Origin of the sequence: Anatilimnocola floriformis (genome assembly GCF_024256385.1) — a bacterium.
GTDB classification, from domain to species: Bacteria; Planctomycetota; Planctomycetia; order Pirellulales; family Pirellulaceae; genus Anatilimnocola; species Anatilimnocola floriformis.
This window is the reverse complement of record NZ_JAMLFW010000001.1, coordinates 962,643-984,951: the sequence shown is the minus strand read 5'-3', so window position 1 is coordinate 984,951 and position 22,309 is coordinate 962,643. Positions and strand designations below refer to the sequence as shown.

Below are 22,309 nucleotides of genomic sequence, written 5' to 3'. Positions count from 1 at the left end.
CTGCTGCCATCAGCTGGCTGATTTCTGACTTCGTTTTTGAATGATGAGTGATAGACAATGAGCGATACGACAACCACGGCAGCCAATGGCTCGAGCAACGGCGCAGCGAATGGTTCCACCAATGGCGCCAGCAGCGCCACGCCGGCCGGCCTCGACTTTGAACAACCGATCCTGACGCTCGAGGCGCAACTGCGCTCGCTCGAGCAAACGCCGGCGCGCACTCCCGAGCAAGAAGAAGAACTCCGCCGGGTCCGCCGCGAGGTGAACGATGTCACCCGGCAGATCTACAGCACGCTCACTCCCTGGCAGATTGTCCAAGTGTCGCGCCACAAAGATCGCCCGTACACGGCCGATTATGTGTCGCTCGTTTTCGAAGATTTCGTAGAGCTCCACGGCGACCGCCGCTTTGGCGACGACCGCGCGCTGCTGACCGGTTTCGCCCGGCTCGATCAACACAAAGTGCTCGTCGTCGGCCATCAGAAAGGCCGCACCTACAAAGAACGCAGCGCATGCTACTTCGGCTGCGCCCATCCCGAGGGTTATCGCAAAGCCCTGCTGAAGATGAAGATGGCCGAGAAATACGGCATTCCGATCGTTTGCTTGATCGATACTCCCGGGGCTTATCCGGGCATCGGCGCCGAAGAACGGGGCCAATCGCAAGCCATCGCCGAAAACATGTATGAGATGAGCCGTCTCAACACCCCGATCGTCTGCATCGTGATCGGCGAAGGCGGCAGCGGCGGCGCCCTTGGTATTGGGGTGGGCGATCGAGTAGCAATGCTGCAGTACTCCTATTACTCTGTCATCAGTCCTGAAGGTTGCGCCGGCATTCTCTGGAAGAGCCACCAGTTCGCCGAGAAGGCCGCGACCGCGCTGAAGTTCACGTCGAGCGATCTGCATCGCCTGGGTGTCATCGATCATGTGATCGAGGAACCACTCGGTGGCGCGCATCGCGATCACGTGCAGACCGCAGCCCGAGTGAAACAATATTTGCTCCGTTCGTTACGCGAACTCGCTAGCAAGAACGGCGCACAGCTTACCGATGCACGGTATGATAAATTCCGACGGATGGGCATGTTCTTGGAAGAATCCACTGCTTAATCACTTTGCCAGGCCACTGCATCCTGCGCACGGAAGCGAGGTTGTATGACAATTTTTCAACGACTTTTTGGTCGACGCGCTGATGCGCGCCTCGCCGTACCCGAGCCGGTGTTGCCAGTCAGAATTGCCTGGGGCTATCTGATCAGCATTACATCGATTCATCTGCTCAGCCTCCTTGCTTTCAACCCGTGGTACTTCAGCTGGACCGGCGTTGTCGTCGGCTTTGTTGGCGTTCTCACCTACGGGCTGTTTGGCATCACGCTGGGCTACCATCGGTTGCTCACGCACCAAGGTCTCGTCGTGCCCAAGTGGCTCGAGCGAATCTTCGCCACGTTGGGGGTGCTGTGCCTTGAAGACACCCCGGCCCGTTGGGTCGCCATTCACCGGATGCATCACAAGCATTCTGATGAGCGCGACGATCCCCACACGCCACTGGTCAACTTCTGGTGGTCGCACATCGGCTGGTTGCTGATCGAACATCGCGAGCACAGCACGATCTTCTTCTATGAGAAATATGCTCGCGACATTCTGCGAGACCCCTACTACCTTTGGCTCGAACGCAAGCTGGCCTGGTTCTGGGTCTATGCCGCGCACGTGGTTGCCTATTACCTGGTCGGCTTCGCGGCTGGCTATGTGATGACTCGCGACGTGATGGGCGCTGTGCAGTTTGGTTCCAGCATCGTCGTCTGGGGTGTCTTCGTCCGGACCATCATTGTGTGGAATGGCAGCTGGAGCGTGAACTCGCTGACCCATGTCTTCGGCTATCGCAATTACGACACCAAGGACAAGAGTCGCAACTACTGGCCGGTCGCCATCTGGGCTCACGGCGAGGGTTGGCACAACAACCATCACGCCGATCAGCGGTCGGCCGCCCACGGTCACAAGTGGTGGGAATTCGATGCCACGTACGCCGTGATCAGGATCCTGGTGCGACTCGGTTTGGCCAAGGACGTGGTCTTACCGCGGGCCTGGACCAAGGCCGACGGCGCGAAGGCCGAAGCGGTCGTCGGAGCGACTAGCAGCGCGACCAAAACGGTCATCGACGATGACTTGCCGCAAGGCGATTCGTCGCCGGCCAAAGCAGCCTAAAGATTGCCCGGAGCGTGAGGGCAGGGCGTGTTCAAAACAAGGAGTTTGGACCGCCCAATTCTGAGTCAGAATCAGCGCGATTTTTGGCGCTGATTTTCAGCCCGATTCTCGGTCGCAACAGCGACTGATTTCTGAGCTTCGCAGCAGCTCGAATCGCCAGCGATTTCTGAGGCAAATCGAGCGTGCCGAAATGCTGGAACAACCAGCCGCCAAGCAGGGCCAACGAGGTCCGTTTATCCTATCGTTTTACCCTGTGCCCAACGTCCGATAATGTTTGTTATGTTCGGTTGAGATGGTCGTTTTCCGCTAGAAATACGCATATTCGCGTTTTCGCTGCGGCGGGTTTGGACGTTGCGTTTTGGCCCCTTTTGGCACGGCTGATTCTGGTGCCGCTTTGCCTTCGATCTCTTGCCGATTCGTCGCCGTCGCGTGAAAAAAAACGACGCCGAATTTCGATCGAAAAACCTGCCGTTCTCCCCTGCTCTACCGAACAAAAAAACGAGCTGCGTTTCGGAGGTTCATTTCTGGTTTTTCAGCGTCTGATTTGGCGACCGAATTTGGCGCCAAAAAATCGCGTCCAAAGTTGCTCTAAGCCAGCCTAATTACCCGGCTGTTCGACCGGCTCATTCGGGCTCATTTTTCGAGCTGACCTGGAGGCAAAATACGGTCTCTTGGATCAACCAGAACAGGCAGCGCATGTGGACCTGCAGCCTCTGTTGCTTAGCGTTTCGGTTGCGGTGGTTCCGCCAGTTCCAAGACTCGCGCGAATGGCGATGAACGGTTGGGATCCTGCTCGACGAAGTGGATCTGGGGAACTGGACGCGGCTCGTCACGATCCGAGTTTTCCATCTCCCAAGCCCAATGCTCGTACGGTCCCAGATTGGGGTTGCCTGCTCGCATGTTGGCCTGGCCTGGGACCACACGGTTGCCAAATGGAGGGGCGTACCACCACATAGCCATTCCCGCGAATTGACAAAGACAGACCAGACAAAAGACGGTCACTAGCATCGTCAGGCAACTGCGGACTAAGGTGCTCATGAACCTCATCGCCTGACCTCTTAGTAGTTGCCGTTGTTCAGCGGCCGCTGAGGTTGTGTTGGCTGACGATAGCGGTCGGCCATCTGCGGATCGATGTACGGTTGCTGGCCGTTGTTGTAACCAGGATTCATGGCGGGCTGGTTGTAGCCACCGTTGTTCGGCTGAGTGTTGTAGCCGTTGTTGGGCTGGTTGTTGTAACCGGCCTGGCCACCGTAGTAGCTCCCTTGGTTCGGGTTTTGCCCCTGCATGTTTTCGAACTGTTGCTCCACGGCGTTGATGGCGTTGTTGATCAAACCGGGCAAGCGGTTGTTCTGGTAACCAGGCGGCGGCGCGTAGTAGCCGCTGGTCTGCATGTTTTGTTCCAGGCCGTCGACATACGGCGCCAGCACTTGTCGGAGCTCGCGCGGCATGATGGCGTCGGCTTTGGCGAGGAGCTGCGAGATGTAGTAGCCGCTGCGGCTGTTGATGATGGCCTGGCGACGCGCTTGATCGAGCAAGCTCATCGCAAAGAGCGTGATGATGACGCACAGGATCACGCCCTTGGCGAGGCCGAGGAGCGCGCCGACCTGACGATCGAACTCCTTGAGCTTCATCCGCTCGATGGCTTGGCTGACGAAGTTGAAGCAGAGCCACACGACGAGCGACGTGCCCAGAAAGAGAATGAGCATGGCGACGAAGACATTCCATGGTGGATCGGTCTTGATCGCTTGCGACAGCGGCGTGCGAAAGTTGAGAGCCACGAAGTAGCTGAGGACCATCGAAGCCGTCGAAGCGACTTGCCAGGCAAAGCCTTTCCACGCGCCCCAAGCCACGGCGCCGATCAGCACACCGATCATCACAAAGTCGTAGCCTTGCATCCTTGCACCTCAGTCCGGCAGTGCGTCTTTCGCTCCGCGAAAGCACGCGTCTTCGATTCGGCGAAAAAATTATCGCCGCGAGAGTATAGCGGAGGCCCGCGAGAAACCCGAAGAGCAGTTCCAGCTGATTTGATCTTGGAGTGATTGCATGAACTCGGTAGAGTTCGCGCGCGGCAGGCAAGGGTAGGGCGGTGCGCGCGCTGCTAGCGTAGTCGAGAGGAAATCATGGCGGATTTCAAAACTCACATCACCTTCAGCACCGGACTCGGTGTTGTCTACGGCGTGGCTGGTCATTTCTATTTCAACATGCCGATCGAAACGAGCTTGCTCGGTTTCGGTTTGTGCAGCGTCAGCGGCATGTTGCCCGATCTCGATAGCGACTCGGGAACACCCGTCCGCGAAATGTCGACGTTTGCGGCATCGGTCATTCCGATGCTCATGCTGCCGCGGTTCGAAGCCTTTGCGTGCTGCCACGAGATGATGGTGCTGATGGCGGCGGTCATGTACTGCATCATCCGCTTTGGCGTGGTCGAGGTTTTCAAACGTTACACCGTGCACCGCGGCATGTGGCACAGCATTCCCGCGTGCGTGGTCTGCGGGCTCATCACGTTCTTGATCGTGGCCGACAACCATCTGGAAGTGCGATTCTTCAAAGCGGCCGCCGTGATGCTGGGTTTCTTCTCACACCTGTTTCTCGACGAGGTCTGGAGTCTCAGCGTTCGCTCCGGCCGGCTGAACGTGAAGAAGTCGTCCGGTACGGCGATCAAATTCTTCGGCAAGGATAGCTGGGGCAACTTCAGCGTCTACGGCAAGCTCGTCATCCTGTCGCTCTTCGCCGTCGGCGATCCGATGCTGATGCGATTCTTCGGCCAGGATACCTACTTCGGCAACCAGGTTGTGCAAGGCGTGATTCGCAACACCAACCAGCGCGTGATCCAAGCCGAACAAATCACGGAACGAGCGATCGAAGAAGAAGCGCGACGTCTGGGGCAATCGCATCTCGATGGTGGCAACCCCACGTATAACCAGCCGGGTTACAACAACACACAGCCGCCGCCCGGCTATCAGCAACCGGCGTATCCGCAGCAGGGGTACGGCGATCCGAACAACTATGCCAATCCCGGCTACGCGCCGCAGCAACAGCAACCGGTGTATCCGTATCAGCGGTGAATTGCGGTTATTCTAAGTCGATGGCCAATACATCATTCGGCGGAAACATTTCACAACGAGCGATTGACTACGTCGATAAGATTCGAGACTCCGAGGAAGCGAATATCGTTCTGTCGATATTCGGGGTGTGGTTTGGCCTGACCTACATGGGAAGGTTCGAGCCGATCAAGTCTGAAACTTATTTCGATCACTACATTGCCTATCGATCAGCGGTTGCCGCACTCCAACAAAGCCCCGCAGCAAATGACCTTTGGCATCGCTGCGCCACTGCATGTCACGTGATGAATGTTGAACGAGGCTTTGAGCGCCTGCTTCACGCGACGCCCTCCGAACTTAAGGTGCCCGCTTATCGGTATCTCTGGTTTGTCGTGACAAGTTCCGTCGATTCTCTTGATCCGCAAGATCTCGACTATCACCTGGCAATATTTAACTTTGCATTTCAAGATGGCTGGATCGAACGCATGAAGACCACTGAGATTTATTCTCTCACCGACTCGCTCGTAGATTTTCAGCTCTATACGAATACGAACTATTGGTAACGGACTGTCTGGCAGCAACGTGGCGACCTAAACCCCTGCCCTGCCCTGTCAGTCGGCGAACCTTAGCAGGTCTCGATAGTCATTCAAGACGATCGCAATGGCGCGACTGGCTTCGTAGCCGGCTTCGCTGACCTGGTCGTGGTAGATGCGGTAGAGTGGCCCGCCTTCACCGTCGCGCTCACAGATGAAGTAGGGATCGCCACTCCCCAAGCAACAGCTGCCAACCGGAACGAAGCCATCCTTGCGGACCGCGATGCCCGGATAAACGTCCGTCTCCTCCGACTCGCTACTTTGCTCATCGAGGATCTCGAGAACCGCGCCGACGCCGGACGCATCGCGATCATCGGGGATGGAGAACTCGCGACCAACCAGGCTGTGCTTCTCGATGAACGACTTCCAATAGGGAGGCATGCAAATCTTTCCGAGCTAAAAACGCTTTCGACTATCCAGTAGTAACGTCACAGGTCCATCGTTGACGAGTTCGACGGCCATCGTCGTGCGAAAGCGACCGGTCGCGGTTGGAATGTTCTCGGCGGCGATCGCGGCGACGTAAAGTTTGTAGAGTTCATCGGCGTGCTCGGGCGGCGCCGCGTCGATGAAGCTGGGGCGGCGACCTTTGCGACAATCGCCCAGGAGCGTGAACTGGCTGACGACCAGCACGCTGCCGCCGATGTCGCGGACGCTGAGGTTCATCTTGCCGTCGGGATCGTCGAAGATGCGGAGGCCAATCGTGCGCTCGGCGAGTGTGCGAGCATCTTGTTCGGTGTCGTCGTTTTCCACGCCCAGTAGCACGAGCAGTCCCGCGCCGATTTGGCCGACGATTTCGCCAGCGACGGAAACTTGCGCGCGAGTGACTCGTTGCAGGACGGCTCTCATAGCGACTCCCCTCCCCTGCCCTCTCGTTAGACCACTTCCTCTTTCGTCGGCAAACCCTTCTCGACGCGGATGCGATGGACCTCGGCGAGGATGTCTTGGATCGCTTGAAAATTCTCCGACATGCGGATGGCTTGAATGGTGAACGTCAGCGCGATGAAGGCGAGCGCTGTCATCGCGGCCATGTAGTGCCACATGACCATGCCAGCGCTGCGTTCGGGCTGGGCCTGGTTGATGGGGATCGAAGGATCAGACAGACCGCCGAGGAGCGCGAGGCCGACCATCGCGAGCATGCCCGCGAACGCCCAGGGGAATGTGCGACGCTTGATCGCCGTGCTGCGCAACTGCAACTCATTCGAGAGATCGTAGGTCTCGCCAACTTCTTTGCACCAGCGACTCGTGCCGACGAAGTAGGTCACGGTGATGCTGTTGACGAGAATTACCAGGATGCAGGCGGCCACGCCGAGATAAAAGTGGATGGTCATCCGCTTGCGCGGCGCGACGAGATCTTTTGACGCTTGGGTGTATTCGGCTCGCGCTGTTTGCTTTTGTTCATCGCTCAGCGAATGGTCACGGCCTGCGATCAGGTCTTTGTTGTAGGCTTCGCGATACGTCTTCGCGACGGCGTTGAAATCTCCGATCCACAGACCGGCTGCGAAATTGGCGACGAGGGACAGCCAGGCGAGACAAGCGAGAACGATGAAGATGCGAACCACGGGAGGTAAGGGGCCAGGGGCGAGGGATTCGAGGCTAGGGAGTAGTTTAGGACGAGGAGGCGCGGGACGGGAGGCGGGAGACAAGGGTGCATGAGTGCCATCTTCGTGAATTGCGGCCATTCGCTTATGATCGGCGATCGTCGACACACTCCACTAATGTACTGCTGCCGCCCCAGCCTCTCATTCGCTCAACCATGCTCCCCTCCCCTGCCCCGAATACTTGTGTGCTGGTGCTCGTGCGACATGGCGCTACGGCGGCGAACCTCGCCGTGCCACATGTGTTGCAAGGTTGCGGTTTGGATTTGAGCCTGTGCGAGATCGGCGTGAAGCAAGCCGAGCAAGTGGCGGAGTTTTTGGGTGAGTTGTTTGTCGACCGCCCCTCCCCTGCCCTGTTCAGCAGTCAGTTGAAGCGCGCTGTCGAAACGGCGGAGAAGATTCGGAGTCGCCTTTTACTCCGCCGACCATCAGCCGCTCATGGAGCGAACGGCGACGATGAGGTAACGCAGATCGCCGGGCTGCACGAGGTCGATGTGGGTCGCTGGGAAGGTCGCGACTACGACGACGTTCGCTTCAACGACGTGGAAGCGCATCAGCAGTTCATCGACGATGCGGCAACCTATGGTTATCCCGAGGGTGAGACCATCACCGCTGTTGCCAATCGCGTGCAGCCGATTTTTGAATCCTTGGCGGAGCAGAATTTGGGAAAGACGATCATCGTCGTCGCGCACAATATTTTGCTGCGATCTTATTTCGCGCGGTTGCTCGGCATTCCGCTGCGAGACTATCGCGGTCTGGCGCAAGACAACTGCTGCGTGAATGTGCTCGTGTGGCAAGACGGCGTGATGAATGTGCGGACGATTAATTCGACCTGGCACATCAAGTGAAAGCTTTCAGAGTCGGAGCGAATGGCGAGTTACTTTCCCAAGCCCAGTCGCTGCAGATACACGGCGGTTAGATCTTCGACTTCTTGTTCACCCGGGTTGTAGTCGAAGTCGCGCGGGTCGAGGTTGGCTGCCGTGGCAAGGTTGAAGAGTTCCATGCTCACGACGGGGCGCATGCTGATCGAGGTCCCCTGCCCTCCCCTGCCGTCATCGGCGGCGGCGTAGTACAGCACGCGATAAGGGAAGAGTCCGAAGGCGCGCTCCGAGCGATTGAGCACGAGATCGACCCGCTTGGGCAGCAGCGGCGGCGGGGCATCTTTTTTCTTTTTGCCAGTGACGGTCGTCAGCTCTTTCCAACGTTCTTTTTTCCAAGTGCCGCTCACGGCCCACACGGGCACACGCGTGGGAAGCGAGTTGCCGCCGGGGAGTTCGATTTCTCCTTGGCGAGCTTCGCCAAATTCAAAATCTTGCGACAGCGATTCGAGCAGCGCCGGCAAACCACCAAGCAACAGCCAGGCGTCGTCGGCGGGGGAAGTCACGCCGTGCATATCGGAGTCGCGGTCAGCAGCAAGGTGGCGCTTCGCGACGGCGTTGCGGATGGAGAGTAAGTTGACGCGCGAGACTTTGAAATTCGCCGGCGGCAGATCGCGCCGAATCCAATAGTACTGCTGTCCGCTGATCTGCTGCAGCGCGGCGACGCGTTGGCCGACTTGTAGTTTGAGATCGAAACGGAGCAATTTCTCCGGGCCATCGCCGAGCTGTACGTACTGGCCATTGCCGACGAGATTCTGGCCGGCGACATCAATGCGAAAACGAATCGCGGCTTGAACCGAGGACTCTGTCTGCACGCGCCGGGCGGCTTGCGCGACGAGCGCATTGCCGTCGACGCTCGCAAGAGGCTGGCTGGGCGGATTGCTGGCAACGCGATCCTCGCGATAGTTCAGCGGCGTTTGCGGCAATTGGGCTTGAGGCTGCGGCAACTGAGCTGGATTGAGCGGCGGAGCATACGGCGCCGGCGCGCCTCTCCCCTGCCCTGCCCCGCTAAACGGCACGACCTCGCGATAACCAGGCTGACCATTGCCAGGCGGGCCCGAAACGTTTTGGCCATAGCCCGGCTGGCCGTACCCAGCTTGGGCCAGCGCTCGCGCGAACATTCCCGCGCCGCGGCTGCCGCTGAAATAACCGATGCCGGCGACTGCCAGCATCAGCAACAGGCCACTTAGTAAGCGGGGCAATTTATACGTCATTGGAGAGTCGTGCGGATTTTGCCAAAGATTCGTTCTGTGCCGCGCCGAACAACTACCTAGGGACACGCCGCGTGCGGACGTTGCCTCGGTTTATACGTGCGATTCAGAGAAGGCTCCGAAGATTGGTCGGAGTTTTCTGCACGGATGATAGGCCGAATGCTTCGTCCGGGTCCACGGCAGTGTTTCAGCTGGGAGCACCCAGTTTCGCTGGCAATGGCTTGGGCTAAGCCGTTGCTAGCACTAACGAATCACGGATGAGAACGCCGCCGGGACAGACGAGGACGTCTGCTGCCAGTAGCGAATGTCAGGGGGGACACCATGAAAATCCGTCTGTTGCTTTGCATCATGTCGCTGGCCGTGGCGATCACGGCTACGGGGTGTGTATTCCCCAAGGCGCATAACTTGCCGCCGGCTTCGACATTGCTCGAACCGGGGCCGGGTGTCGGTGGACCAGGGCCAGGCGTGCTGCCTCCCTCGTTGCCGCCGGCGATGATTCCCGTCACCATGCCGACCGTGCAGCTTCTCTTCGCTAAACCCGAGGGGATGCAAGTGCGGTGGGATGTGAGCGGTCAGAATGCCTTCGACTCGACACCTCTCACGGTGCCGGGCCGCCAGAACTTTCCGCAGGACGGCATCTACCGTTTGAAGATCACCAACATCGGTGGTCGCGAAGGTGTGGAACTTTATCCGTCGGTCGAGCTCGCTCCGACCACGCCACGGAGCGAAGCCTTCCTCGCCCACAACGCGATTCCGATTCAGTTCACCGAAGAAGACTTCGATCAAGTCCTCGCCGGCAACTTTGTGACCAAGGTCATCTACCTGCCGGATCCGGAGTTCCAAGAGCTGGCTCTCGCGGGTGTCGAAACCCTCGTCAGCACGCGGCTTGATCCGGGTGTGGATCCCATCGTCGAAGCCGATCGCCGTGGTGCGATCCTCGCCGTGATCCGCGTCGGTAACAAGGACATCGAAATGCCGGGCAGCATCGCTGGTCCGGAATTCGGTTACGGCATGGGTGGTGGCGACATGGGTGCTTATTGCCCGCCGGGCATGGGTGGTTTCCCTGGCAGCTTGCCGCCGAACTATGTCGCTGGCGTGACTGCTCCGCAGTACGGCATGACGACGAGCGGCACGCCGATTGGCTTGCCTGGCCCGCCGCACATTCCGCTGGGTGGTCCGGCTGGTTTGCAAACGCACACCATCAAGAACCACACGCACTACGCGATCCCTGGTCCGACCGAACACTTCAAGATTAACGTTCGCCAGCAACCTGGCTTCAGCTATCCGAAGCCGGTCAATCGGGTGAACATCCGCGAACAGAACATCCACGCTGCTTATCAGTTCGGCCAACCGCACTACGACAAGCACGAACGGATTCCTGGTGGCGGCCCTGGCAGCGGTGCTTACTACAACGACGCCAGCACACCGTACGGTGGTGGCGCCTACTGCCCGCCTGGTGCCACTCCTGGCCAGTAAGTTCTCTTCCTCACTCCCTCGCCCCTGTATTCAGGGGAGAGGGTTGGGGTGAGGGGCTGACACTTAAAAAGACTCAGATCAAAAAAAACAGCCGGAACATCCTTCGCGATGTTCCGGCATTTTTGCGAATCAACACAATCACCTAGCATCGGCTGCTCAACCATGCGAAGTACTTCCACCGTCCTCGCGCTTGTCGCGACGCTGCTGATCTGTAGCCATTCGTTGGCACAGAATCAGCCGCTCAATAACACGCCGCACTTCATGGACAACGGCGATGCGCCGCCCGGGTGGATCGGGCAGATGCAATTGCAACGCGGCGGTCCTCGGCCTGGCTACTATCAGCCGGTGAAAGTCATGGGGCCGAAGGGAAGTTCGGTCGCGCTCGCCGAAGACGGCGGCTTTCCGGTCACCACCAAGAACGTCGCGATGGCCGGTATGCTGATCGGCCAGGTCTATCGCCTGAAAGTGACGGGCATTGAGTTTCATCAGGGTGAAGAAGTCTTCCCCTCGGTGGAAGTCATCGATCGCCTCTATCCACCGCCGGGACAAGCGCCGCGATTTCCCATTCCCGTCGAACTGACGGCCGAAGAACTCGAAATGGCGCTCACCGGGAAATACGTCACGCGCGTCATCTATATCGAAGAGCCGAAGACCGCCCTGCCCCGCCGCGAAGAACCGGCGCAGCGTTACTACGAAGTGGCTCCAGGCGATGATCCGCTGCACGAAGCCGATCGCCTCGGCCGGCCGGTGGCGATTCTCCGCATGGGCTCGCGCACCGCGACGCCGGAAGTGGTCGATGGCAAGTTCGTCTACTTGAATCCGCCGTATGTGAAATACGAAGAACCGCCGCCGCGCGTTCATCGTCGCGACGGCCTCGAGCCGCCAATCGAATGGCATCCGCTGCCGGCCAAGAAAGATGAAGCTCCGAAAAAGAACTACATCATCCCGCGTCTGCCAGCGAATCAAATCCGCGATTAACTCCATTGTCGCCTTTCGCTCCGCGAAAGGCCTCGTCTTCGCGGTCACCACCAAATCAGAGTCAGCGCCCGACAGAGGTCCTCATGAAAACCAACATCCATCGCGCACTCCTGTCGCTCCTCGCGCTGCCGCTGCTGACATTCTGCTCGTGCAAATCCATGCACGTGCCGTTCCGCTCGCTCTTGCCGGCAGGCGAGACGCCGGCCACTGCCGCGTCGAATACGACGGCGAAGTCGGCCCCCTCCCCTGCCCCGGTGACGAGCGCGCCGCTCGCGCCGACCAAAATCCAAGAAGCTGAAATCGCTGTTCGTGGGCCAGCTGCCTACAAACCGCCGCGACTTGTGCAGCCAGTCGGTTACTATCCCGGCGTAAACTCGCCGGCGATGACGTTGCCCGATAACGCTTACACCGGTCAGCCGATAGGTCATCAACCAGGCCACGGCACTGGTTGCCCTTGCTGCGGCGGCAATCGCGAAGCCTTTCGCTTCACGCAGGACGGCACGGCCGTGAATCCCGATCCCTACGGCGGCTGGATGCCCGACGGCATCAAGAAGCCTTGGCCCGCGGATGAATACATTTGCGACGGCGGCGATCTCGACGGCAACGTGCGCGTGAAAGCCAACTGGGACGTTGTCGGTCTCGACCCCGAAGATACCGTCGCTCACTTCGATACGCTCGATGGCAAAACCGAAGTCACTGAAAGCAACAAAGTCTGCATCTACGCTCCGCGGTTCGCTGCCGTGCGGAAAGTGATCAACCCGATTTTGTACGAAGGTCATGAACGGATGGCCGGCGTTGAAAAGCCGACGCGCGTCAATCAGCACCTCGATCTCGGTTTGCCCACGGCAGCCATTCAGCCTGAGAAGGTCGCGTCGGAACTCCATCTCGATCCGGCTTCGACATTCCGCGAACAGACTCGCGGCATCGGTGTCGACAACGTCAATCAAATGGTGCTGGCCCGCCGCGGCACGATGCTGCATGAGAATCTGAAGATGATTCAGCGCGGCGAATACGACGCCCGCGAAAAGGCCGTCCTCGCCGAACGGACGCAAGCTGCTGTGATCTGGCAGAGCAATCAAATGGTTCAAGCGATCATCGACGGCCAAATGGCTCACGAGTCGAAGGGGACCGACAAGCCAGAGATGATCTACACGTACGAACTGCAAGGCAAGCCGCGCCTCCGCATCTGCAAGGTGGCAAGCAACTGCGACGCAGTGCCTGGCGACATCGTCGAGTTCACGCTCCGCTTCGACAACACAGGCGATCAAAAGATCGGCAACGTGACCGTCATCGACCACCTCACGCCCCGCCTCGAATACGTGAAGGAAAGCCAGTCCTCGACTGTGAAAGCCGAATTCAAGATCCAAGAAAACCCCGAGACCTTGGTCCTCCGCTGGGAAATCACCGACCCGCTCGAAGTCGGCCAAGGCGGCATTATTCGCTTCCGCTGCCGGGTGCGGTAAGCAAAGGATGAAGAGAGGAAGAGGTTAGAGGTTAGGGATTGGAAGCTTGAATTTGGAAGTCTTGCTCCCTCGCCCCTGTACTCAGGGGAGAGGGTCGGGGTGAGGGGCCGTCGCGGCGAGTAAATTATCCACTCGCTTGTGATTCTTGAATTTTCTTCAGCGTTCGCCCCTGTGAGTCTTTCCGGCTTTCTCGGCCATTAGATTTACGCGCCAGTACCACGGTTGATGCGTACGAGGGCGAAGTGAAAGTAGTCTCTCGCTCGCTACGGCAGTCCCACGTACCTACAACATTCTACCTGTCTTCCAATCTGCAATCTGCCATCCTCAACACGTAGGACGGACCATTGGTCCGCTCCTGCAAGCGTGAACGAGCCAACCAACTCAACTCGCGCTGTCTGGGCGGACCAGTGGTCCGACCTACGCAGGGGCCTATCAGAAATCGCGGTGCTTGACAGACAGAAGCACATAATATACAATTGAACACTAATAATGTTCGCACCCCTTCGATGGCTTCTCATCGGGAGCCGGTCGCTGCTTCGCGGTCCCCCGACGAAGTTCGCCAGCAAGTAGAAATGCAAAGGGCTGATTCCGTTGTTTGTTGTGACCCATCGGTGATCAAGTGGTGTGCGAATCGTGGTCAGACTATTGTGAAATCGTTGTAATCTGTTGTGAAATGTTGTGATAAACTGCAGACGAATTAACCTAAAGCAATGCGGATAAATGAGTTAACTAGATTTAAAAAACGAAAACAACTGTTGTGAACATCGAGACAACAACTGTAGTTTCCGGCACTGGCTGTTGTGGCCGCTTGCCTGGCAGGCCTACACTGGCGGCGAGTTGTATTTTCCACGAACACCTCTCCGGGTGAGACATGATTCGTTCCTATTTATTGCAAGCAGTTGGCTTGGCTCTAGTGAGTTCGTCGCTGGTCGCTCTCTCGCCAGCCGCCGACAATCCCACCAAGCTCCTCGCCATCGGCACGCCCGCGCCGGATTTTGCGTTGCCCGGCGTCGATGGCAAGACGCACACGCTGGCCGATTTCAAATCGGCGAAGTGGTTGCTGGTGGTGTTCACCTGCAATCACTGCCCTACTGCGCAGGCTTATGAGCAGCGAATTATCGATCTGCACAAGGACTACAAAGACAAAGGCGTGACGCTGGTCGCCATCTCGCCCAACGACGACGCCGCCGTGCGCCTCGACGAGCTGGGCTACACCGATGTCAGCGATTCACTCGCCGATATGAAGTTACGGGCCAAGGAACGCGACTTTCAATTTCCCTATCTCTACGACGGCGAGAAGCAGGATGTGTCGCGAGCCTATGGCGTGCTCGCTACGCCGCAGGTGTTGATCTTTGATGCCGAGCGCAAGCTGCGGTACGTCGGGCGAATCGATGACTCCGATGTGAAGACCGTGACCAGCCACGACACGCGCAACGCGCTCGATGCTCTGCTCGCTGGCAAACCGGTACCGGTTGAGACGACGCGGGTCTTCGGCTGCTCGACCAAATGGTCCGACAAGCGCGAAGAAGCCCGCAAGTGGCTCGAAAAAGCCGAAGCCGAAGAAGTGAAGCTCACCGAACTCGACGAAGCGGCTCTCACCAAACTCGCCAAGAACGACACCGACAAATTACTCGTCGTCAACGTCTGGGCCACTTGGTGCGGCCCGTGCGTCGCTGAGTTGCCCGAGCTGGTCACCATCAATCGCATGTATCGCAAACGCGATTTTCAAATGATCACCATCAGCCTCGACGAGCCCGAGAACAAAGCCGCGGCCCAAAAAGTTCTCACCGAGAAAAAGGTCGCCACGACCAACTACATCTCCGCCGTCGGCAGCAAAGACAAATTCGCCGACCTCCTCGACAAAGAATGGCAAGGCCCGGTGCCCTTCACGCTGCTGATCGCCCCCGGCGGCAAAGTGATTTACCGCAAAGCGGGCCCGCTGGAACCGCTGACGGTGAAACGGGCGGTGGTGGATTACTTGGGGCGGACGTATGCGGGAAGGAAGTGAGACGGAGGCGGGAGGCGAGGGACGAGAGGCGGGAGGAAGAAGTTTTGAGTTCTGAGTTTTGAGTTCTGAGACAGGGATGTGAAGAAGTAGCTTGGAGTCGTGAGTGGAAGTTGAGGGCCTCATGTCGTTTGCAAATTTGAATCGTATCGAAAGTCTCGCCGCAGACTGGGAAAACAGAACCTTCGAGATGTGGTCGCCCCTGATTGCCGAAGAAGCCTCCGAAGTCCTAGCGAATTTTTTGGCAGACGAGCACGATAGAGCCCACTGATAAGGAGTTTGCCCTGCTGTCTCGGAACTAAATACTCAGAACTCAGAACTGCCTCCCTCGCATCCCGTCTCCCGCCTCCCGCCTCCCCTCCCCCGTTTCCCCTTGCAAGAAACGCCCCCAAACCGAGAATACTGTCTTGGCGGTTGTGCCTTATAATTAGCCGCCGGCCTCCCCTTTCGGGGCGGGGGCGATTCGCCCGTTGTTGCCCGCCGCGAGAGGGTTTTTCCCTGTGGATCGACGTTTTGTTACTTTTCTGGTCGTCACCTTCCTGATTTGGACGGCGTTTTTGGCCGGCAAACAAATGTTTGCCCCGCCTAAGCCCATCGCCAAAAATCAGCCCAAAGCCGTCCAGCCAGCCGATGATCCGGCCGAGAAACCCGCCGATCCTGACGCCAAAATTGGCGATCCAGAGAAAACTGCGCCGGAGAAAACGCCCACCGATCCGCCAGCGACCGAGAATCCGAGCGATCCTAAGGTCGCCCCCGCCGATACCGAGCCGCGCCCCGCCATCATTCCACGCCAGCGCGTGATGATCGGTTCGCTCGATCCCAAGAGCCCGTACGGCATGCTCGTCACGCTCGATAGCCAGGGTGCCGCGGTCGAACGGGTCGAACTGACCGACCCCCGCTACAAAGACATCGAAGACCTCGGCGGTTATTGCGGTCATCTCGGCTTTGAAGTGATCGGCCGCAGCACCAAGGACAACGTCATTCAAACCGTCGGCCCGGGCACACCGGCGGCTAGCGCGGTGCCGGTCGATAGCACCAAGCCGGTCGGCTTGAAGCCCGGCGATGTCATTCGCGATGCCAACGGCACGCCGATCGAGCGCGGCGAGCAGTTTGAAAAATGGCTGCACGACAAAACCAAGCCGGGCCAATCCGTCGAAGTGACGGTCGACCGCGTCAACGCCGGCAAAGTGGAGTCGCTGGTTTACAAGCTCTCGCTGATCCGCCGCCCGCTCGAAATGATCCGCCCCGAAACACGGACCACGGTCAACAAATCGCAAGTCACCGACCCACTGTCGTTCCTGCTCTCGCTCGAGACGCTGCAGGGAGTGACGGTGAAGGGCAATCAGGACGAAATTCGCGGCCTGCCGTCGTTCCACGAAAGCAACTGGGAACTCGGCGAACAAAGCGAGAGCAGCGTCGTCTTTACCAAGACACTGACGGCAGACGACCTGAAAAAGATCGGCCGCACCGGTTCGCTGAAAGTGACCAAGCGTTATTCCGTGCCGCAAGCAGCTGAAGGCACGAAGACGCCGGCGCAGAAGTATCACCTCGACCTTGCGGTCGGCGTGGAAAACACCGGCGACGAGCAACTCGCCGTGGCCTATCGCCTCGACGGACCAAACGGCATTCCGCTCGAAGGTTGGTGGTACAGCACGAAGATGCACCGCGACATGTTCAAGGGCGCTGGTGCCCGCGACGTGCTCTTTCAGCTCGGCAAGCAACCACATCACCTCGTCGGCACGCCGTTGATTTACGATCACGCCAAGAAAGCGATCAAAGGCAAAACGTCGATCGAGTATCCGCTGATCGATCAAGCCAACACCGAGCCGATGACCTTCACCGGCGTCGATGCACAGTTCTTCGCGGCCATGATCATTCCCAAGGGAACCGGTGAAGCGCCCAGCGACAAGCCGATCCATTTTGCTCGTGCTGCCGCACTGCCGATGCACAATGTCGAGCAACTCACCAAGACGCGGATCCGCACCACGAACACCAGCGTCCGGCTCGTGACAGCGCGCGAAAGCGTCGATGCCGGCCAATCGCTCAAACATCACTATCAGGTTTTTCTCGGGCCGAAAGATCCAGAGATTCTCAAGCCCTACGGCCTCGAGTCGATCATCGAGTACGGCTGGCAATACGCCGCCTATCCCGCCAAGATGCTCGCCGGTCTGTTGCATTGGCTGTATGCCATCACCGGCAACTACGGCGTGTCGATTGTGCTGCTGACGGTTCTCGTGCGAACCTGCATGTTGCCATTCAGCATCCGCCAGGCTCGCTCTGCCAAGCTGATGCAAGAGATTTCAGCAAAGCTCAAGCCAGAGCTCAACGCTCTGAAGGAAAAATACAAAGACGATCCCCTCAAGCAACATCAAGCCACCAGCGAGCTGATGAAGAAGCACGGCATGCCGAACCCCATGGCGGGTTGCTTGCTGGTCTTCTTTCAGCTGCCAGTGTTCGTCGGTTTGTATCGCTGCTTGAGCGTCGATATCAACCTCCGCGATGCGAACCTCTTCTCGACGTGGGAGTGGGCTTCGAACCTCGCCGGCCCTGACAAGTTGTTCTATTGGCAGAACAGCATGCCGTCGTTCATCGCCGATCCTGCCGATGGTTGGCTGGGACCGTTCTTCAACGTCTTCCCGCTGATCACCATCGCGCTCTTCATTCTGCAGCAAAAGCTCTTCACGCCGCCACCGACCGATGAGCAGCAAGAAATGCAGCAGCAAATGATGTTCATGATGAGCCTTATGATGGGCGTCTTCTTCTACAAGGTGCCCGCCGGCCTCTGCTTGTACTTCATCACGTCGAGCCTGTGGAGCGTCGCCGAACGGACCTTGCTGCCGAAGTCGAAGCCTGTCGATCCGAACACGATTGACAGTAAGGTCGTGGCCGAGAACAAAGAGAAAATGTCCGCTCGCACCGCGCGGCGCGAAAAGAAGAAGCGCTAAGCAATGTCGCTGGCCATCGACGACACGATCGTCGCCCTCGCGTCGGCTGCCGGCGGCAGCTACGAAGGGATCATTCGTGTCAGTGGGCCGGCGGTTGTCGAAGTCTTGAAAAAGATCTTCGACGGCGAGACTGGTTCAGGCGATTTGCAATCCAAACGCCCGCTCGTTTTGAACGGTCGCTTGCGTCTCGCGAGCGACACGCGAGCTCAGGAAGTTCACCTTCCAGCGCTGGTCTATCTTTGGCCGACCTCGCGCAGTTACACGCGGCAACCACTGGCGGAAATCTATCTTCCCGGTTCGCCGCCGCTGCTCGATTTGGCGATTCGCTCCCTGTGCAAATGCGGTGCAAGATTGGCCGGGCCGGGGGAATTCACGTTGCGGGCGTTTCTGGCCGGGCGACTCGATCTAACGCAGGCCGAAGCAGTTCTGGGGGTGATCGATGCGCAAGACGCCGCGTCGCTGCAGTCGGCGCTCACGCAGCTCTCGGGCGGTTTGTCGCATCCGCTAGCCAGCTTGCGGAATCAGTTGCTCGATCTTCTCGCCCATCTCGAGGCAGGGCTCGACTTCGTTGACGAAGACATTGAGTTCATCAGCCGAGCCGAACTACAGCAGCAAGTAACCGCCGCGGCGACGAAAGTGCAATCGATCGCCGATCAGTTGAACTCGCGCAGCGAAACCAGCACGTCAGCACCGCGAGTTGTTCTTTACGGCGAACCTAACGCGGGAAAGAGCAGTCTCTTGAATGCCCTCGCCGGAACGGCTGCCGCGATTGTTTCGCCCGTTGCCGGCACCACGCGTGACTATCTGGTGCGACTCGTGACCATCGACAATCAACAGCTGCAACTGATCGACACGGCCGGCGTGGAAGAAGTTTCGAGTACCAACGCGATCGCTGCCGATGCGCAGTCACTTGGTCAATCGCAACACCAACAAGCTGACCTGCAACTCCTCTGCATTGATTCCTCGCAGCCGATGTCGCCGTGGTCGCACGCCGAGCTGCAACGAAATTCGCTGACTCCCCGACTCATCATCGGAACAAAGTTCGATCAAACGGGCGGCCATTCATTTGACCTCCCCTCCCCTGCCCTGCTCACCAGCGTTGTCACCGGCCATGGTCTCGACGAACTCCGCGGCGCAATCATCACTGCCTTGCGCAAGTCGACTGGCGAAATCCCCGTCGTCGCCACGACAGCCTTGCGTTGCACAGCCAGCCTACAAGCCGCCGCCACCGCTCTCGCCTCGGCCGCCGATCTGACGACCAATGGTGCCAGCGACGAATGGATTGCCGCTGAACTTCGCCTCGCCCTCGACGAGCTCGGCCAGGTGATCGGCGCGGTCTACACCGATGATATTCTCGATCGAGTGTTCAGCCGCTTTTGCATTGGGAAATAGGCATTTGGAAGTAATTGCCGCGGCGGCGCATTAGAATAAGGTGACCTGCCCAGGATTCCCCGCTCTCACAGGTCTCATGCGCGATGAAGTTTCTCTCCTTCTCACTGCTACTCCTCTGCGCTTCCCCTGCCCTGGCCGCCGAGATCGATTTCGCCCACGAGGTCGCGCCGCTGCTCAAGCAGCACTGCGGCAAGTGCCACCTCGGTGAGCAGAAAAAAGGGGGGCTGTCGCTGAACACCCGCGAAGCTCTGTTCGTCGGCGGCGACTCCGGCAAAGTAGTCTCGCCCGGCAAGTCGGCGGCTAGCGATCTCATCGAACGCTTGAAATCGACTGACAAAGAATTGCGCATGCCACCCGAGGGACCGCGCGTGCCAGCCGAGCAAATCGCGAAGCTCGCGCGCTGGATCGACGAAGGGGCAAGGTGGGAAGAAGGCTTTCAATTCGCCAAGAGCAGTTACGAACCACCGCTGAAACCGCGCTCCCCTGCCCTGCCCTCTCCGCGCAACGGTCGCGAGAATCCGGTCGATCGCATTCTGGATGAGTATCTCGCGCAGAAAAAGCTCGCCACGCCGGCAGCCGTTGATGATGCCACCTTCGCCCGCCGCGCGTCGCTCGATCTCATCGGTCTGCTGCCGACGGTCGAAGAACTCGACTCGCTGTTGAACGACAAGAGCAGCGACAAGCGGCAGCGCTACGTCGAAAAGCTCCTCGCCCGCGATGTTGACTACGCCGAACACTGGCTGACGTTTTGGAATGATCTGCTGCGGAACGATTACAGTGGCACCGGTTTCATCACTGGTGGTCGCAAGCAGATTTCAAAATGGTTGTATCAATCGCTAGCGACGAACAAGCCTTATGACGTGATGGCCCGCGAGTTGATCTCGCCGCCGAATCAAGACAGCGCGGGTTTCATCGACGGCATTCTGTGGCGCGGCGATGTGAGCGCAGGGCAAACCGTCGAAATTCAGTTTGCGCAGAGTGTTGGTCAGGCGCTGCTAGGCATCAATCTGAAGTGTGCGTCGTGCCACGATAGTTTCATCGATCGCTGGACGCTGCAAGAGTCGTACGGCCTGGCAGCGATCTACTCCAAGCGGCCTCTCGAGATCCATCGCTGCGACAAGCCGATCAATCAGCAAGCCGCGGCGTCGTGGCTCTTTCCTGAACTCGGCCAAGTCGACGCCAAGGCCGCTCAGCCGGAGCGATTGAAGCAACTCGCCGCGCTCGTCACGCATCGCGACAACGGCCGCTTCACGCGAACGATTGTCAACCGGCTGTGGCATCGCACCATGGGCCGCGGCATCGTTCATCCGCCCGATGCAATGCAAACCGAGCCGTGGAACGCCGACCTGCTCGACTTCCTCGCCGAAGATTTTGCTCAGCATGGCTTCGATCTGAAACGCACTCTGTCGCTCATCACGACTTCGGCCGCTTATCAGAGCCAGATGGAAGTCGTCGACAAGAACACCGATGACGCGGGCTATACCTATCGCGGCCCGCGTGCTCGGCGACTGACGGCGGAACAGTTCATCGATGCCGTTTGGCAACTGACCGACACCGCGCCGGGCAAGTTCGACGCGCCGGTGATTCGCGCCGGCTCTTCGTCAGCAAAATCTCCCGCGACTGGACCGAAAGAACTCACCGGCAAGTGGATCTGGTCGAGTGCCGATTCGTCAAATGCTGCCGCCGGTGAAACGGTTGTCGTGCGGAAGAAATTCGATCTAAAAGCCACGCCGGTCCAAGCCATCGCTGCGATTACTTGCGACAACAGCTACTCGCTCTACGCCAACGGCCAGAAGTTGCAGTCTGGTGAAAATTGGGAAGCCCCCGACGCGGTCATTCTCACAGGCAAGTTGAAGGCCGGCGAAAATGAAATCGTAATCGTCGCCAAGAACGGCGGCAGCGGTCCGAACCCGGCTGGCCTCTTCTGCGAGATTGTTGCCTGGCAGGCGGACAAGAGCGCGACCACGATCGCCACAGACGAATCGTGGCAATGGACCAAGACTCTGCCCGACGGCAAAGGCAAATTCAAAACCGAACCCACCGATTGGCAAGCAGCCGCCGCAGTCAAAGGCGCCGCCGTGTGGCAAGGTGTGCATCCGCAGTTGCTGGCGGCACTCAGTGCCGGCGGGCAATCGGTGGGGCTGAAAGTGCGGGCCTCGCTCGTGAAGAGCGACTTCCTGATGCGGGCTCTCGGCCGGCCGAATCGCGATCAAATCGTGACGGTGCGTCCCGATAGCCTGACCACGCTCGAAGCGATTGATCTCGCCAACGGTCAGTCACTCGCTGATAGCTTACAGCGCGGCAGTGTGAAACTGGCGGCTCGCGGGTGGACTCCCGATACATTTTCGCAATGGTTATTCCGCAGCACTCTCGCGCGCGAGCCTTCGCCGGCGGAACTGGCTACGATGAAAGAAGAACTGGGAGCAAAGATCACACCCCAAGGGATTGAAGATGCGTTGTGGAGCGTGTTGATGTTGCCGGAGTTTCAGTTGGTACGGTAGGACAGTACGAAGAGAACCCTCTCCCTGGAGTACCGAGGAGA

General features: G+C 58.7%; 18 protein-coding genes. 12 read left to right on the top strand and 6 right to left on the bottom strand.

Annotation, left to right across the window (positions count from 1 at the left end):
* Positions 1-57 precede the first annotated feature (57 nt).
* Positions 58-1,101, top strand: a complete 1,044-nt coding sequence (locus M9Q49_RS04015) for an acetyl-CoA carboxylase carboxyltransferase subunit alpha (RefSeq protein ID WP_254507366.1) — start codon at positions 58-60, stop codon at positions 1,099-1,101.
* 45 nt (positions 1,102-1,146) lie between these two features.
* Positions 1,147-2,190 (top strand): acyl-CoA desaturase, encoded by a 1,044-nt coding sequence (locus M9Q49_RS04010; protein WP_254507365.1) that lies wholly within the window; start codon positions 1,147-1,149, stop codon positions 2,188-2,190.
* Positions 2,191-2,221: 31 nt separating this feature from the next.
* Here M9Q49_RS04010 and M9Q49_RS04005 read toward each other — a convergent pair whose 3' ends face one another.
* Together M9Q49_RS04005 and M9Q49_RS04000 are read right to left on the bottom strand one after the other, a co-directional pair.
* Positions 2,222-2,413 carry a hypothetical protein gene (locus M9Q49_RS04005; protein WP_254507364.1) on the bottom strand — a complete coding sequence of 64 codons (192 nt, stop codon included), beginning with the start codon at positions 2,411-2,413 and terminating at the stop codon, positions 2,222-2,224.
* 835 nt (positions 2,414-3,248) lie between these two features.
* Entirely contained in the window at positions 3,249-4,085 is an 837-nt protein-coding gene (locus M9Q49_RS04000; RefSeq protein ID WP_254507363.1) for a CvpA family protein, read from the bottom strand.
* Between the two features lie 225 nt (positions 4,086-4,310).
* Here M9Q49_RS04000 and M9Q49_RS03995 point away from each other — a divergent pair, with 225 nt between their 5' ends.
* Positions 4,311-5,255: a metal-dependent hydrolase gene (locus M9Q49_RS03995; protein ID WP_254507362.1), complete on the top strand. Its 945-nt coding sequence runs from the start codon at positions 4,311-4,313 to the stop codon at positions 5,253-5,255.
* A 20-nt stretch (positions 5,256-5,275) separates the two neighbouring features.
* The gene (locus M9Q49_RS03990) at positions 5,276-5,794 is read left to right on the top strand and encodes a hypothetical protein (protein ID WP_254507361.1); all 519 of its coding nucleotides are present in this window, start codon (positions 5,276-5,278) and stop codon (positions 5,792-5,794) included.
* A gap of 48 nt (positions 5,795-5,842) precedes the next feature.
* Here the strand turns inward: M9Q49_RS03990 and M9Q49_RS03985 are convergent, their stop codons facing one another.
* From M9Q49_RS03985 to M9Q49_RS03975, 3 genes are read right to left on the bottom strand one after another with little or no spacing between them, the layout of a single operon-like run.
* Complete coding sequence (locus tag M9Q49_RS03985; RefSeq protein WP_254507360.1) at positions 5,843-6,205, bottom strand: hypothetical protein; 363 nt, start codon at positions 6,203-6,205, stop codon at positions 5,843-5,845.
* Positions 6,206-6,220: 15 nt separating this feature from the next.
* Complete coding sequence (gene dtd / locus M9Q49_RS03980) at positions 6,221-6,670, bottom strand: D-aminoacyl-tRNA deacylase (RefSeq protein WP_254507359.1); 450 nt, start codon at positions 6,668-6,670, stop codon at positions 6,221-6,223.
* Positions 6,671-6,696: 26 nt separating this feature from the next.
* Complete coding sequence (locus M9Q49_RS03975) at positions 6,697-7,383, bottom strand: hypothetical protein (RefSeq protein ID WP_254507358.1); 687 nt, start codon at positions 7,381-7,383, stop codon at positions 6,697-6,699.
* A 194-nt stretch (positions 7,384-7,577) separates the two neighbouring features.
* Between M9Q49_RS03975 and M9Q49_RS03970 the strand changes: the two genes are divergently transcribed.
* Positions 7,578-8,267: a histidine phosphatase family protein gene (locus M9Q49_RS03970; protein ID WP_254507357.1), complete on the top strand. Its 690-nt coding sequence runs from the start codon at positions 7,578-7,580 to the stop codon at positions 8,265-8,267.
* 29 nt (positions 8,268-8,296) lie between these two features.
* Here the strand turns inward: M9Q49_RS03970 and M9Q49_RS03965 are convergent, their stop codons facing one another.
* On the bottom strand, positions 8,297-9,511 hold the full coding sequence (locus M9Q49_RS03965; protein WP_254507356.1) for a hypothetical protein: 1,215 nt from the start codon (positions 9,509-9,511) through the stop codon (positions 8,297-8,299).
* 318 nt (positions 9,512-9,829) lie between these two features.
* Between M9Q49_RS03965 and M9Q49_RS03960 the strand changes: the two genes are divergently transcribed.
* The 7 genes from M9Q49_RS03960 to M9Q49_RS03930 all read left to right on the top strand — a co-directional run bounded on the left by M9Q49_RS03960 (position 9,830) and on the right by M9Q49_RS03930 (position 22,268).
* Positions 9,830-10,984: a hypothetical protein gene (locus tag M9Q49_RS03960; RefSeq protein WP_254507355.1), complete on the top strand. Its 1,155-nt coding sequence runs from the start codon at positions 9,830-9,832 to the stop codon at positions 10,982-10,984.
* Positions 10,985-11,146: 162 nt separating this feature from the next.
* Positions 11,147-11,962, top strand: a complete 816-nt coding sequence (locus M9Q49_RS03955) for a hypothetical protein (protein WP_254507354.1) — start codon at positions 11,147-11,149, stop codon at positions 11,960-11,962.
* 83 nt (positions 11,963-12,045) lie between these two features.
* Complete coding sequence (locus M9Q49_RS03950; protein WP_254507353.1) at positions 12,046-13,425, top strand: DUF11 domain-containing protein; 1,380 nt, start codon at positions 12,046-12,048, stop codon at positions 13,423-13,425.
* Between the two features lie 871 nt (positions 13,426-14,296).
* Complete coding sequence (locus tag M9Q49_RS03945; protein ID WP_254507352.1) at positions 14,297-15,433, top strand: redoxin domain-containing protein; 1,137 nt, start codon at positions 14,297-14,299, stop codon at positions 15,431-15,433.
* A gap of 497 nt (positions 15,434-15,930) precedes the next feature.
* Positions 15,931-18,375, top strand: coding sequence for a YidC/Oxa1 family insertase periplasmic-domain containing protein (locus M9Q49_RS03940; RefSeq protein WP_254507351.1), 2,445 nt, complete (start codon positions 15,931-15,933; stop codon positions 18,373-18,375).
* Between the two features lie 3 nt (positions 18,376-18,378).
* Positions 18,379-19,767, top strand: a complete 1,389-nt coding sequence (locus M9Q49_RS03935; protein WP_254507350.1) for a tRNA modification GTPase — start codon at positions 18,379-18,381, stop codon at positions 19,765-19,767.
* An 83-nt stretch (positions 19,768-19,850) separates the two neighbouring features.
* On the top strand, positions 19,851-22,268 hold the full coding sequence (locus M9Q49_RS03930; RefSeq protein WP_254507349.1) for a DUF1549 domain-containing protein: 2,418 nt from the start codon (positions 19,851-19,853) through the stop codon (positions 22,266-22,268).
* Positions 22,269-22,309: the final 41 nt, after the last annotated feature.